Origin of the sequence: Roseivivax sp. THAF197b (assembly GCF_009363255.1) — a bacterium.
Taxonomy (GTDB): domain Bacteria; phylum Pseudomonadota; class Alphaproteobacteria; order Rhodobacterales; family Rhodobacteraceae; genus Roseivivax.
The window spans coordinates 2656154-2668958 of record NZ_CP045318.1 but is presented as its reverse complement, the minus strand read 5'-3'; the positions used below and the strand labels follow the sequence as shown (position 1 = coordinate 2668958).

The window sequence follows — 12805 nt, the reverse complement described above, 5'->3', positions numbered from 1 at the left end:
TGAACTCAAGGCGCGATCTCGACCCGGAACCGCACGAAACCCGTCTCGCCCGGCGCGTAATCGCCCGTGCAATCCCAGCGCAGCCCCCCGGCATAGCCCGCCGCATTGGTTGCGGGGGATGCGAGATTGCAGACAAGCTCCGTACCGACCGAGATGGGCGAGGGCACGGGGGCAGCGAGCCGCGTATAGGCGGGCGTCTGGTCGTAGATCGTCACGTTCCGCGCCGCCGTCTCCGACGCATTGCGTAAGTAGATACGGTATTCCAGCACGTCCCCGACGGCGGCCGCATTCTGCGATCCTTCGCCCGAGGCGCGGGTGATATTCTCGACCGTCTTGCTGAGCTCGAGGTTCGAGCCCTCCGACTGGCTGGAGAGACGGTCGGTATTGGTGTCCCGCTCCACGATGGTCGTGCCGGTATAACTTGTCTCGGCGGTGATCTCGAAGACATGCACCGCGCCGGTGCCGATGCCCTGATCGGCGGCAACGCGCGCCACGAGGCAGATCCGCGTGCCCTCCGTCACGGTCATGGGGCCGGTCACGGGCGAGACGGGCGTGCCGTCGCAGGCGGGATCGAGAAAGAGCGTGGCGCTGAAGCTGCCCGCTGGGACCTGGCTGATATCCACGAGCGCGAAATCCACATTGCCCGCGCTGTGCGCCAGGTATTCGTGGCGCAGCGCGACGATCTGGCCCGCGGCAATCGTGGCCTCCTGATCCTGTGTCAGGGTTGCCTCGCGGATCAGGCCGAAATCGAGCCCCGCGTAATCGGTCGCGGGATCCGGCAGAAAGCGGATGGCGCCATCGGTGGCGTCGGGCAGGACACGGCCCGGCAGGGGCGCGCCTGTTTCCGAGATGATCAGGTAATCGCCGGTGGCGGCGAGGGTCACGGTGACCGCTCCATTGTAGCCATCGGGCAGGGTGAAGGCCCAGGTGCCATCGCTGCCGGGCGTCGCGGTTCCGAGCACCGTGCCCGCCGCGTCGGCGATTGTGACGAGGGCGGCGCTGGTGCCGCTCTCCGCGCCTGCTTGCGTGCCGTCATGGGCGGTTGCTCCCCCCGCACCGGTATCGAGGAAGATCGTCCCTGACAAAGTCGCGGCGTTGGCCCGCAGGGTGACCGAAACGCTGGCCTCGTCATCGTCGGCAATCCCGTCGCCCAGATCGTCGCTCGCCGCACCAACGGCGGGATCACTGTCCGGATCGGGTACCGAGGACGCGATGATCTCCGCGCGGTTCACATGCACGCCATCGGCCTGCATCGTCGCCCGGATCGTCAGCACGCGGGACTGACCGGCGGGGACGCTGCCCACCTGCCACAGCCCCGTCGCGGCATCGAAGCTCATGCCCTGGGCTGCGGCATCGTCCAGGAGATAGGCGAGACCCGAGGGCAGGAGATCGCGCACCACCACACCATCCGCGGTGCCGGGGCCGTCATTGGTCACCGTCAGCGTGAAGTCGAGCAATGTGCCCGCCACCGCATCGCTGATCGCGGCACCCAAAGTGTCCTGCACGGTTTTGGTCAGGGACAGATCGGCCTCGGGCGGTGGGCAGGTCCTGGTTTTCAGCGTGAAGTCGTCCCACAACACGATCTCGGGGGCGAACTGGCCGAAATGCGTGCCGGAGCGCGTGTCGCCGTAGACATTGACGCGCACGTAATAGGTTTGATTGGGGTTGATCTGGACCACGGTGCCGTCGGCGTCGAAATGGCCGAAGCCGTAGATGTTCCAGCCGGTATCCTGTGTTTCGATGGCCTGCGCGCCGGGGAAGGTCACACCGTCGATCTGGCCCTGGGTCAGCAGCACATCGGCACTGCCGAAGGTCGGATCGTCATCGATGAGAACCGAGAAGCTGAAGGCGCCGCTGCTGTCGGCATACCGCCCATTGTCGTCGTCATATGCGCCGACGCCCACGCCCCAGATCTCCGCGATATCAGTATAGGCGCCGGTGGTGAAACTGTAATCGAAGGACCGCGCGGCATCGAAGCGGTCGGGCAGGGACGTCCGCTCGATCTCGGTCACCGTGTTGATCTGGGCCGTTGAGAGCCCGCGCACGATTTCGGGTCCGGGGATCGCGAAGATGTCCGGACGCGCGTTGTCGTAGCCCAGCGCGTCGTTGTTGTGCCAGTTGAGCCCGTAATCTTCCCAGGCGGTCGTGGGGGTCGTTGCGCCACATTGGCTGGCCGCGAGTCCCGGACCCGGCGTGAATGGGGTGGGGGCTGTCGTCACGACCGCAACGCTTGCGGTGGCGGGGCTTGATTGCAGGCGGTCCGCGAAGGTCTGACCGGGCAGGCCGATGGCCGCGATCGCGGTCGTGTCGATGCGGCCCGCGCCGGCATCCGCGCTCGTGGCGAGGGTCGTCGCCGTGCATTCCAACGTGCCGCCGGGCGCGATGTCTGTCGTGATCGCGGGACAGCTGACCGATCCCACGCGCGCATCCTGCACCACGATGGATTGCGACGGGTTCAGCGAAAGGTCCCCGGCATTGGTGATGGTGTAGGTGTAGCGCACCGTGTCGCCCACCAGATACTCCGTCTGGTCAGGCGTGATTGACAGGGTGATGCCCTGGTCCTGCGAGGAAAAAGACACCTCGCCCCAGACGGAGATACCACGCGCATAAGGGTCTTCGCGTCCATTTGGCGGCCGTATGGACCCGATGGATTCGTCATAGGTAATGCTGGCCTCGGTCAGACCGTCTGGATGCCTGACGATCAGAGTTCCGGTTCTGTCGTTGTCGGATGTCGGCGATACTCTTCGCCCTTCGACATACGCACATTGCGCCTGGTTCGCCTGCAAGGCGCCTGTGCGTCCAGCCCCCGGACCCGGCCCAAGCAGGAACACGGGCGTTGCCGAGGCCGCGCTCAAGATGGGAGGTCCGGAATCGCCGTTCACGGTCACGAAATCGCATCGGTCATCGAGGGCATCATTGTCCGAGGCGTCGATGTCGTGAATTTCATAGCGCAGGCCGTTGACCGCGTAGGGCGCACCGCCCGCGCTGAAGCGCAGCCGCGACAGGATCGAGGATTCTCCGACGGCGCCCCGGCCCAGAGGCGCATCGCCGATGAGCGCAAGCGCGGGCGCATTGCCACCGAATATCTGCAGATCGTCGGGAGTGGGCGGGTTGAAGGCCGGATCGGCAAAGGGACCGCCGCCATGTGAAAAGGTGGCCGCCAGTCGGTAACCATGTTCGTCGGTCAACGTGACACGAGCGTTGCCTGTGAAACCTGCCGGATAGTCGAGAAGCGTCCAGTCGACCGTGAATTCGCCGGCCTTAGCGCCGCTCAGCGCTGTTTGTGCCATGACAGCGGTCAGAAGCGCCGTACGGAGACGGCGCATGCGGGTCTTGAGGCGGGGCGTTTTGGCAAGCATGGCGGTGAACCAGACATTTGTTGGCAGGGGCGGTTGACGCAAAGTGTCACGAAATGCGGGCCGGGTGGCCTCGGCAGAAGTTCAGCGCGGGCGTTCTGCCGCATAGGCCGCTAGCCTTTCGTACAGTCGTGGTCTGCGTCTCCGGCGTGCTGATGACCGCAGACATGACACGCCCGGACCCGCCCCGCGCGAAGGACGCGGAACGGGTGGGGAGAGCGAGGGACGGAGAGAGCGATAGAAGACCTTCGGGGCGCGTCTGGTGGGCTATCCGGAGCGGCCTGGACGATTTTGTCTGTGGTGCACCTGCCCGGGAGGCGCGAGGCCATGCCGGACAGGGCTGTCATGCGCCGGCACTGGGGGCTGCCATTGCATGCGGGGCCTTTGGTTTCGTTCCGATGCGCCGCGACCTTCACCCTGTTTGTATCTCTTGCCTGTCGCGGGTGATGGGCGCTTTGCTGGGGTGGGGCACGCCAGGCGCGCGGCGCATCGGGGGGTCTCCGGGGACCGGACGGCATGAGGGGGGATCCGTCCCGTTCCGGAGTGTTCTTTTGCGGATGCGCCTCAGGCCGTGCCGGCGAGGGGCGCACCACCGTCAATATGGGCGAAGACGTTGCGGATGGTCATCTGAGCGCGGCGGTTGCGCGGCTTGTCCGCGAGAGCTGCGAGGGCCTTGCGGCGGTTCAAGCGGGCTGTCTGCTCAAGGTAGGACATCTGGTGTCTCCGGGTTGGGCTGCTGTGGTCTGTCTTCACAATAGCCCGACCCAGGGTGCCCAAGCTATCGCGCGGAGGAGGAGCGCCGACGTCTCGCGGCATAGGGGCGCTGTTCTTTCGTATATGGCGACATGCATATATCCCGGGATCGCGCGCATCATCCAACCCGTTGAAACGGATTTTTCCTGGTCGGGTTGGATGATCCGGGGTCTTTGCATCGCTGCTTCGGCGCGTCCGTGCCTGCTGGCGGTTCAGGCCGCCTGCAACTTGTCCATGTGCACCGCGATGACCTCGGCGAAGGGCATGCCGCGGGCGGCTTCGGCATTGGCGCGGGCCAGCGCCTCGGAGGCGTCCGTCTCGCGCAGGCCGCGCAGGATCGCCGCGGCCATGCCATCCACGTCGCCCGGTTCGTAATGCAGACCGGTCAGCCCTTCATCTTCGCAGAGATCGACGAAATCGCCGATGCGTGGGAAGACCGGAAGCGCGCCATAGCTCGCCGTCTGGTGCAGCACGCCCGACGAGCCGGTCGTGGTCTCGTAATCGAAGACGGAAATGCGCGCGGTCTCGAAGAAGTCGGGGATTTCCTCCTCGGCGAGATAGCCGCGGAAGCACACGCCGGGATCTTCTGCGCGTGCGGCGGCCAGCCCCGCCATGTAGCCCGGCGTATTGGGGTGATCGCTGCCGCCGATTTCCAGCGTGAGCCCTTCGAAACCTGGCGTTTTGCGCACGCGGTCGAAGGCTTCGAGCAGGGTCTCGAGCCGCTTGTAGGTGCCGAACTTGCCCATGGTCACGATCTTCAGAGGGCGCGTGGACAGCGGATGCCAAGGCCGCTGCTCGGTATCGAACGTGCCATGCGGCACGAGCGAGATATCGGCGCCGGGATAGCGTGCCTGCATCGTCTCGGCATAGCTGCGCAGCGTGACGGTCATGTAATTCGCCCCGGTCATGGCGCGGGTGATGAGCGACGCGCCCGCGCGCACCACGGCCTGCCGGACGGGCTGGCCTTTCAGGAGCGTCTGTTCGAGATCGACACCGGTGACGAGGTTGTGCGCGATGATGCCGCTTGGCAGGCCTGCCAGTCGCGTGGCCAGCGGTGTGCACAATCCCAGCGCCGCGGGAAGTTCGCGGTCGCCGAAACTGGCCATCTGGAGGTTGTAGACAATGCCATCGGGGCGTTCGCTGCGCAGCGCGCGCAGCAGATCCACCGGCGTGCCGAGCGCGTTGAACCGCCAGACCCGCCGCACGCGGATCTTGGGGCCGAGGTCCAGCTCGGCCATCGGCGCATCGAGCCTGTCGGCCAGCACCACCACTTCGGCCACGTCGGGCCTTTCGGCAAAGCCGCGGGCGAGGTGCAATCCGTATTCGTTGAGGCTGCCTTTTCCGGGCGGAAAGGCACTGACGAGGGCAATCTTGCGTGAGTGGATCATTGGGGGTCTCCGGTCTGGAAGGATTTGAAAGCGGTTCTGACGGTGTTGGCGGCGGGGCGGGGCGAGCCATCGGCGGCGATCAGGCCGAAATGGGATTGCAGCCCGCGCACCCAGGGGGAGGCGCCGATTGCGGTGGGATCGGGGTCGGGGAAGTCATGCAGCGTCCAGATCATCACCCCGTCGGCGTCCGACAATCCGGCCATCCGCTGGGCGAGTTTGCGATCCTGCGCGTTGGGCGAGCTCGGAACGCCTGCGGCGATATCCCAGGCGGTGACACCGATTTCGGTGACGAGAACGGGGCGCGCGCCGATCCGCGCCTTCAGTTCCGACAGCCGGTCGGCCGTGCCCTCAAGGGGGGCGTAATCGTGGTAGCTGACGGCATCGAGCTCGTACCAGAGCGCGTCTGCCGCCTCGGCTGATGCCCAGCCGATGGTCAGCGCCGTCTCGGGCGCCGCGCGCCGCACGATGCCGGTCATGCTCAGAAGCCAGGCCAGGACATGGGCCTCGCCATGGGCCTCGAAATCGAGGTCGGGTTCGTTTTTCAGATCGATCAGCGCGACCGCGGGCGAGGTTGCGAGAACCGGCAGCACCGCGTCGAGATACTGAACATCGCGGTTCCAGTTCGAGGTGGCGTAGCTGTGCTTGAGGTCGAACAGCGTGGGGATCACGTGCAATCCGCGGGCCTCGGCCTGGTCCAGAAGGTCTTGCAGATGCGCGAGGTTCGTCTCGAGCGCGGCAGAGCCGGGGCGGAAATCCTCCTCGGGCAGGAAGACCCGAACCGCATTGCCGCCCAGTGCCGTGACATGGTCGAAATCCGTGCCGATGGTCGCGGGATCGTAGTTCGGCCAGAACAGCCGCCACGGCGTTTCGGCGGGATAATAATTCACGCCGACCAGCGGCAGCGGCACCGAACGCGGCGCGCTGTCTCGCGCTTCGGGGGTCCAGCCCATGCGCTCATGGGATGCGATGTGCCAACCGGTCGCGCGGTTCACGAGCGTGCTGCGGTTATGATCGACGCCCAGCTCGTAGAAGGCCAGCCCGTCGGCATCGGCGGCATAGCGCACCGTCAGCGCGTCGGTCTCGAGCTGCATGATGGAGCCGTCGAGATGGTAGAAGCTGGGCCGCGCGGTCTGGCGCAGGACCACCATCCGGGTGTCTTCCCGAAAGGCGGTGTCCGCCGCGCGCTGGGCGCGTGTCTGGGCGCTGCCACCGAACCAATCGGCCAGCATCGCGGTCTCGCCGGTCTCCTGCGCCAATGCGAAGCTGACCCAGGCATCGCCCAGGCGCCGCTCCAACACGCGGCGGTCGGTGTCGTTGATCTCGCGTACGAGCGGGCGGGTCTCGGGCTCCCAGCGGATCGGCTGCAGAAGCTGTTCCGGGCGGCTCAGCGCCTCGTCGATATAGCGGTATTGCACCTGCCGTTCGAGCAGCGCCTCATATTGCGTCGAGACGCCCGTGAGCGGCAGAAGGTAAAGCAGGACCGCGCCGCAGGCGAGGCCGAGCATGGTCTGGATCGGGCGTTTCATTCGCGTGTCCTTTTTGGCCCTGCGAGGACGAGCCGGGGATGGGTGGTTTGCGCGCCAAGCGCGCTTGTGACGGTGACGCGGGCGGGCAGGCCCGCGCCCAGATCGGGCAGGATCGCCTCGGCCATGCCGTCGCGGATCCAGGCGTCGCGCACCTGCAGATTGCCGTGGCGTGTCTCCGTCTCGATCCGGGCGAGGGCGCCATCGTTGAGCACATGGCCCGCATCGGTCAGGAACGGTCCGACGCGCAGCTGCATCGCGTCGATCTCGGGCAGGGGCACCACCTCGGCACCAAGGGCACCGGCGGCCTGCATGCCGCGCAGATCGAACGCGCTCTTCGGTGCGCTCCGGTCTCCCAGCGAGGCCGAAAGTTCGGCAGGGCCGCGCAGCCCGCGGGTCAGCAGCCGCGCACGGGCGATGGCGCCCGAGGCGGTGCCGGTCAGCCGCGCCTGGCGGCCATTCGCATCCTCGATCCAGAGAGGCAGGGCCAGCCCGTCCTCGGCGCGATTGCCGAACCGGTCGACCAGCGGCTTTGTCGTAAGGTCGACGAAGCTTTCGAGTTGCGCCGGGCCGGGGCGCTCCAGCCGGGGCGCCATGCTCGAGATATCGGCGACCACGCGATAGATGGCGCGGCTGCTTTGCACCGTCCCGCTCGCTGCGCCCGCATGGTAGAGTGCGGCCCGGTCGCTCGGATCGTGCAGCAGATCGGCAAGCCCGCCTGTCGCGGCCCGGATGGCCCCGCGCCCGTCGCCGGTGGTCAGGGCCACGCGCGTGCCGTCCGATACGGCATTGCCATGCGCATCGAAGCCAAGCGCCACGATATGCACGCGGTCCTTGCCCGCGGGCTGGCTTTTGGGACCTGCGAAAATGGCGAGATCCTTGACCTCGTCGGGGGCGACGACCTTGCGGAAATCGGCATCTTCGCCAAGGACGAGCCCGGCCCAGCGGCCCCGCTCGGCATCGCTGCCCTCCCGGTAAAGACCGAAGGCGTCGCTGCGCCAATCCTCGGCGGCCGCCGGAACAGGCGCTGTCGCCGCGACAAGCAGGGCCGCGAGGGCGAAAAGAGACGCGCGCATCGTCATCGCAGCGGCTCATAGGTCATGGCAGTGAGGTGCAGACGCAGCGCGCCGCAGCCGCCGAGACCCGCAAGCGTCAGCGTGCCGTCCTCTGCGCCGGGCAGGGCGATGTCGATCTGCTGACGGCTGGCATTGACCACCAGGTCCGCCTCCGCGACCGACGCCACGACCTCGATGTCGCGACAGGCGGGCAGGGTCAGCCGGATGGGCGCGCTTTGTCCGGGATAGAGATTGCTTTCGACAAAGCCGGTCTCGCTCCAGATCGGCAGACCGTTGCGGTCGTAAAGAAGCGCGTTGACCGCCGGGATCGTGGCCGTCTCGGTGCCCGCGTTCGAGGCCAGCGCTTCCAGCACGAGGCCGTCTTCCGTCTCGCGGATGTCGAGATCGGTCAGGATGATACCGCGATAGAGCCCTTCGGTCCCGACCAGCGCGCGCGCCTCGATCCCCGCGCCATCGGGGGCGGCCTCGAATTCCGGCGGCACGAACATCTCGGGATCGAAGGCATCGTCTGCAGCGGCATCGGTCAGCGACAGAACGTTCTCGAAGGTGACGCGGAAGCCTGCCGCCTCGGCGGGAAGCAGGCGGTGGGCCGCGTCCACGCCCGCATTCTGGCGGCCTTGCGGCGTCTTGCCTGCAAGGGCGGTGGCTTCGATCGTGGCATGGGCGGGGTCCGCATCCGCGTTGGTCACCTGGCCGACCACCGAAAGCTTGCCCTCCGCCCGCACCAGCCGCGCGCCGGTGATGGCGATGCGGGGCCGGTCGAGGCGGTCGCGGTGCAGATCGGCCTCGGGGCGCGGCTGACGGCGTCCGACTGCGTTCCAGACCGTTGAGACCTCGCGCTGCAGCCGCACGGGCGTCTGCCAGGGCCGCAGGTCCATAGGCATGAGGTACCAGTCGCCATCGCGCCGGACGAGTTGCAGCCGCCGCGTCTCCTGCCGCATGTCGAGCGCGGTCAACCAGTCCAGCGTGACCTCTGCCGACAGGGTGCCGCCATCGCCATCGAGCGCGGTGATCGTGAGATCCGAGAGCTTGCCGTAGGAGGCCAGAAGCCCGCCGGTCCAGCGCCAGGCAAAGAGCGTGTCGTCAAGCGGCGCACGGGTTTCGGGATCGAGCAGTTCGTACGCGTCTTCGAAGCGGCGGAAATCGAGATGGGTGAAGAAGTTGGTGATCGCCTGCTCGGCGCTGACCGGACGATTGAGCTCTGCCACGATGCGTGCCGAGAGCGCGGTGCCGCCCGCAACCGCGAGGAACAGCAGCACGAGGATCACGCGGCGCAGCCGGTGCGGCGCGGGATATGCGGCCGCCTGGGGCAGGGGCTGCGGGCGCGGCAGGGCGGGCAGGTTGCGCGTGAGGCCGAAGGCGGCCCCGGTCATCGCGAGGGCTGCGAGAACCAGCGCGCTGGGCGGCACGATCCCCCACAGCAGCAGATGCGATGTCGGAAATTCGCGGCGGGGCATCAGCCGCGGCAGGGGCGGCGCGTCGGGGCGCTCCCAGACCACGACGCCGTTCTGCAGCCGGTTCAGGGGGTTCCAGCCCGCGAAATAGAGAAGGGGGTCGTAGAAGGCATCGTTCGAAAAGACGTATTTGAGGTTGTAATGCCCCGCATTGACCAGGAATTGCCGCAGCGATCCCAAGCCCGGCACGCCGAGATATTTGGCATTCTCCAGCCGCTCCACCGAATAGCGCGTGAGGTCGGGCAGGCGGCGGGCGGAATGGTAATTGCCGTCGACCGATTGCGCTGTGGTCTGCGCCGAGAGATAGGCGAACTGGTCCCCGAAGCCCAGCGTGAGATACCGCCAGCGGTGATGCTCATCGGTCTCGAGGAAGCGCACGATGGGGGCGGGGTCGATGAAATCGGGCTGCGTCGGCCGGATCGTCGGCAGGATGGCCGCGAAGACGGCGATGATGGCAAGGCCCGCGAAGATACCGCCGGTGATCGCGCGGCGCAGGGTGCGGCCGAACATCTCGTCGAGAAGGCGTCCCGAGCGGCCATGCAGCAGGCTGTCGATCAGCACGCCAAGGAAGGGCAGGATCAGGATCGTCGCCCAGAAGGTGAACCGGTCGAGCGTCAGGATGTCGAACGCGCCGCCGAGGATCATCCGCGAAATGGGCGTCGTCCCGCCCGTGCCCAGCACGAAGCACAATAGCACCGCTCCGCCCAGGGGCCAGAGCCGCGTGGTCAGCGTCTTCCACAGCACGTAAGGCAGGGCCAGAAGCGGCAGCCCCCAGGGCAGAAGGAAGAAGATGAAGCCGAGATCCTTGCGCTCGAGAAAGCTTTCGCGGGAGCCGTGCGGGATCGGCACCTGCGTGATCGGGTCCGAAATGGACCACAGCCAGTAGGGCAGCACGGTGGTGGCCACGGCACCGATCATCAGGATGGCGAGGAACACGCCCCGGCCCACGGGCTTCACGTAGCGCAGAGCGCGCCGCCAGGCGGGCTGGCCTCGGCGCGGATCGCGCAGCGTGACCTGCCGCAGGGTATCGAGCGCCAGCGGAATGATGAACAGCACCGCGCCGAAGATCGTGGTGACGTGATGCGCCGCGGTGGTGGCTGCCGAGAGCAGGATCGCCATGGCCAGGTTGCCCCAGCCGCCGATGACGAACCAGCGATGCACGTAGGGCAGGGCGTTGAGGAAGATGCTCAGCGACACGATGGTGGGCAATTGCCCGAAAAGATGCACCGTCTCCGACACTGCGGAGGAGAGCGCGAGCGCAATCGCGGCATAGCCCGCCGCCCGCGCGGGCACCCAGATCAGCGCAAAGCGGTAGACGCCCACGACCAGCAGAAGAACGCCGGTCAGCTGCACCGTGATGAAGGCGGCGCGCAGGGGCATCACATGCATGAGGGCGGCCTGCGCCATATGCGTGCCCGGCGGGTAGGAGGTGGTGGCAAAGCCCGTGTACCAACGCGGCTCCCACACATCGAACCAGCTGCGGTGATAGCTGTCGGCGAAGAACATGTGGATGAAGGCGTCGTAGGTGTTGCCGTGAGTGAACGGCAACAGCCCGCCATGCAGCACGAAGGCGATCATCAGCGCAAACATCAGAAGCTGCGTGCCCTTGGGCTGCGCGGCATCCGATTGCGCATGAGGGGGCTGTCCCCCGCATCGATGCGATGTGGCAGGTGTCATTGGCGGGGCCATGAAGATGAAGGTCAGGGCTTAAGCGACTGGCAGGTGCTCGGGCCGGGACGCGTTGGATTTGGGGGGATCAGACCAGGTAGCGGTCGCGTGCGATCATTGCAGCCTGTGTGCGATTGCGGGCGCCGAGCTTCCGGCAGAGCGTCTTGACGTGCAGCTTGATGGTCACTTCCTGCAGGTCGGTATCGCGGGCGATTTCCTTGTTGGACTTGCCCTGGCAGATGCCGCGGAGCACCTCGAGTTCGCGCTTGGTCATCGGACCCGTGCCATCGTCTTCGTTCTGCTGCATGAAGCCGAAGGGGGCGTAGATCTCGCCCGCGGCCATGAATTGCGCCGCCACGACCAGCGATTTGGCGGCCAGGGTCTTGGGAACGAAGCCCTGCGCGCCGGCCTTCAGCGCGGCTTCGGCCACTTCGCGCGGTGCCGTGCCCGACAGGATCGCCACCGGTTTTTCGTTGTTGGCCTTGCGCATCTTGGCCAGCCCGTCGAGCCCGTCCATGCCCGGCATGGAATAATCCAGAAGCACGAGGTCGAACGCGCCCACTTCCCGGACCGTGTCGAGCGCCTCGGGCAGGCTGGAAACGGTGGTCACTTCGGCAAAATCGTCGGCCTGCAAAAAGGCAGCAATCGCATCACGTACAAGAATATGGTCATCGGCAACAAGGATACGCAGGACATTCTATCCGCCCTCCAGGGGTCATCAGAGTTAAATCAATTTTGTTATCGCGCCCGAATTTGACGCCTTTGTGGTCAGAGCGGCAATTCCGAGACATTGCGATGTCTTTCGTCATGCCACCTTGCGCAAAGGGCCGCGTCAAGCGATCTGCGGTTACATTAACCCAATAAGTTGCACGTGACTTTCGCTCTTCTGAAAGGCGGCAACGCCACGCCGCATAGACAAACTATGCGAAAGTATAGGCCGAGCATACATTTGCAGTTGTGACTGCGCGAAGGCAATACGCCATGCTGTACGAGTTAGATGCGTTAACCATCAAGGATCCTGGATCAATGCAGAATATCACTGGCCTTCCCCGCGCTGCCATTGTCTCCATCGCGCTCGCGTGCTCCGGTTCGGCGGCTCTGGCCGCAGACCTCGCTCAGCCAGAAGGAGATGTGATCCTGACCGTTTCGGGAGAGCTCGCAGCGACGAATGTCGGCGACACCGCACAATTCGACCGCGCCATGCTGGAAGAGCTTGGCCTCGTGACGATCACGACCTCGACGATCTGGACCGAGGGCGAACAGGAATTCTCCGGCCCGTCGCTCAAGGCGCTGACCGATCTGCTTGGCATCGAAGAGGGCACGCTGACGGCCACCGCCGTGAACGATTACGCGGTCGAGATCCCGGTCTCGGACGCGGTCGAGGATGGCCCGATCCTCGCGCTCGATCGCAACGGAGAGCCGATGTCCGTGCGCGACAAGGGGCCTATCTGGGTCGTGTACCCCTATGACGCCAACCCCGACTACCAGAGCGAAGTGCATTACTCGCGCAGCATCTGGCAACTCGACCGCCTCGGCTTGGCGGACGGATCGTAACGAATGCGCCGCGCGGCGCGTAACGGAGGACAA

8 protein-coding genes are annotated in these 12805 nt (G+C 66.2%); 1 reads left to right on the top strand and 7 read right to left on the bottom strand.

The window, feature by feature from the left end:
* Window positions 1-5: 5 nt before the first annotated feature.
* From FIV09_RS12780 to FIV09_RS12755, 7 genes are all read right to left on the bottom strand, one after another.
* Window positions 6-3326 (bottom strand): DUF11 domain-containing protein, encoded by a 3321-nt coding sequence (locus tag FIV09_RS12780; protein ID WP_172975721.1) that lies wholly within the window; start codon window positions 3324-3326, stop codon window positions 6-8.
* Between the two features lie 594 nt (window positions 3327-3920).
* Complete coding sequence (locus FIV09_RS20435) at window positions 3921-4070, bottom strand: hypothetical protein (RefSeq protein WP_172975720.1); 150 nt, start codon at window positions 4068-4070, stop codon at window positions 3921-3923.
* A 251-nt stretch (window positions 4071-4321) separates the two neighbouring features.
* Window positions 4322-5497 carry a glycosyltransferase gene (locus tag FIV09_RS12775; protein ID WP_152450339.1) on the bottom strand — a complete coding sequence of 392 codons (1176 nt, stop codon included), beginning with the start codon at window positions 5495-5497 and terminating at the stop codon, window positions 4322-4324.
* Window positions 5494-7023 carry a hypothetical protein gene (locus FIV09_RS12770; protein WP_152450337.1) on the bottom strand — a complete coding sequence of 510 codons (1530 nt, stop codon included), beginning with the start codon at window positions 7021-7023 and terminating at the stop codon, window positions 5494-5496. Before FIV09_RS12770 ends, FIV09_RS12775 begins: the two co-directional genes overlap by 4 nt.
* Window positions 7020-8102: a hypothetical protein gene (locus tag FIV09_RS12765; RefSeq protein WP_152450335.1), complete on the bottom strand. Its 1083-nt coding sequence runs from the start codon at window positions 8100-8102 to the stop codon at window positions 7020-7022. Before FIV09_RS12765 ends, FIV09_RS12770 begins: the two co-directional genes overlap by 4 nt.
* On the bottom strand, window positions 8099-11227 hold the full coding sequence (locus tag FIV09_RS12760) for a hypothetical protein (RefSeq protein WP_152450333.1): 3129 nt from the start codon (window positions 11225-11227) through the stop codon (window positions 8099-8101). Before FIV09_RS12760 ends, FIV09_RS12765 begins: the two co-directional genes overlap by 4 nt.
* A gap of 79 nt (window positions 11228-11306) precedes the next feature.
* Entirely contained in the window at window positions 11307-11909 is a 603-nt protein-coding gene (locus FIV09_RS12755) for a response regulator transcription factor (protein ID WP_152450331.1), read from the bottom strand.
* A 335-nt stretch (window positions 11910-12244) separates the two neighbouring features.
* Between FIV09_RS12755 and FIV09_RS12750 the strand changes: the two genes are divergently transcribed.
* Window positions 12245-12772, top strand: coding sequence for a molybdopterin-dependent oxidoreductase (locus FIV09_RS12750; RefSeq protein WP_152450329.1), 528 nt, complete (start codon window positions 12245-12247; stop codon window positions 12770-12772).
* Window positions 12773-12805: the final 33 nt, after the last annotated feature.

What these genes read in the sequence shown, in the direction of transcription:
- FIV09_RS12780 (WP_172975721.1), bottom strand. Translation starts at nt 3,326, where the DNA reads ATGCGCCGTCTCCGTACGGCGCTTCTGACCGCTGTCATGGCACAAACA.
- FIV09_RS20435 (WP_172975720.1), bottom strand. Translation starts at nt 4,070, where the DNA reads ATGTCCTACCTTGAGCAGACAGCCCGCTTGAACCGCCGCAAGGCCCTC.
- FIV09_RS12775 (WP_152450339.1), bottom strand. Translation starts at nt 5,497, where the DNA reads ATGATCCACTCACGCAAGATTGCCCTCGTCAGTGCCTTTCCGCCCGGA.
- FIV09_RS12770 (WP_152450337.1), bottom strand. Translation starts at nt 7,023, where the DNA reads ATGAAACGCCCGATCCAGACCATGCTCGGCCTCGCCTGCGGCGCGGTC.
- FIV09_RS12765 (WP_152450335.1), bottom strand. Translation starts at nt 8,102, where the DNA reads ATGACGATGCGCGCGTCTCTTTTCGCCCTCGCGGCCCTGCTTGTCGCG.
- FIV09_RS12760 (WP_152450333.1), bottom strand. Translation starts at nt 11,227, where the DNA reads ATGACACCTGCCACATCGCATCGATGCGGGGGACAGCCCCCTCATGCG.
- FIV09_RS12750 (WP_152450329.1), top strand. Translation starts at nt 12,245, where the DNA reads ATGCAGAATATCACTGGCCTTCCCCGCGCTGCCATTGTCTCCATCGCG.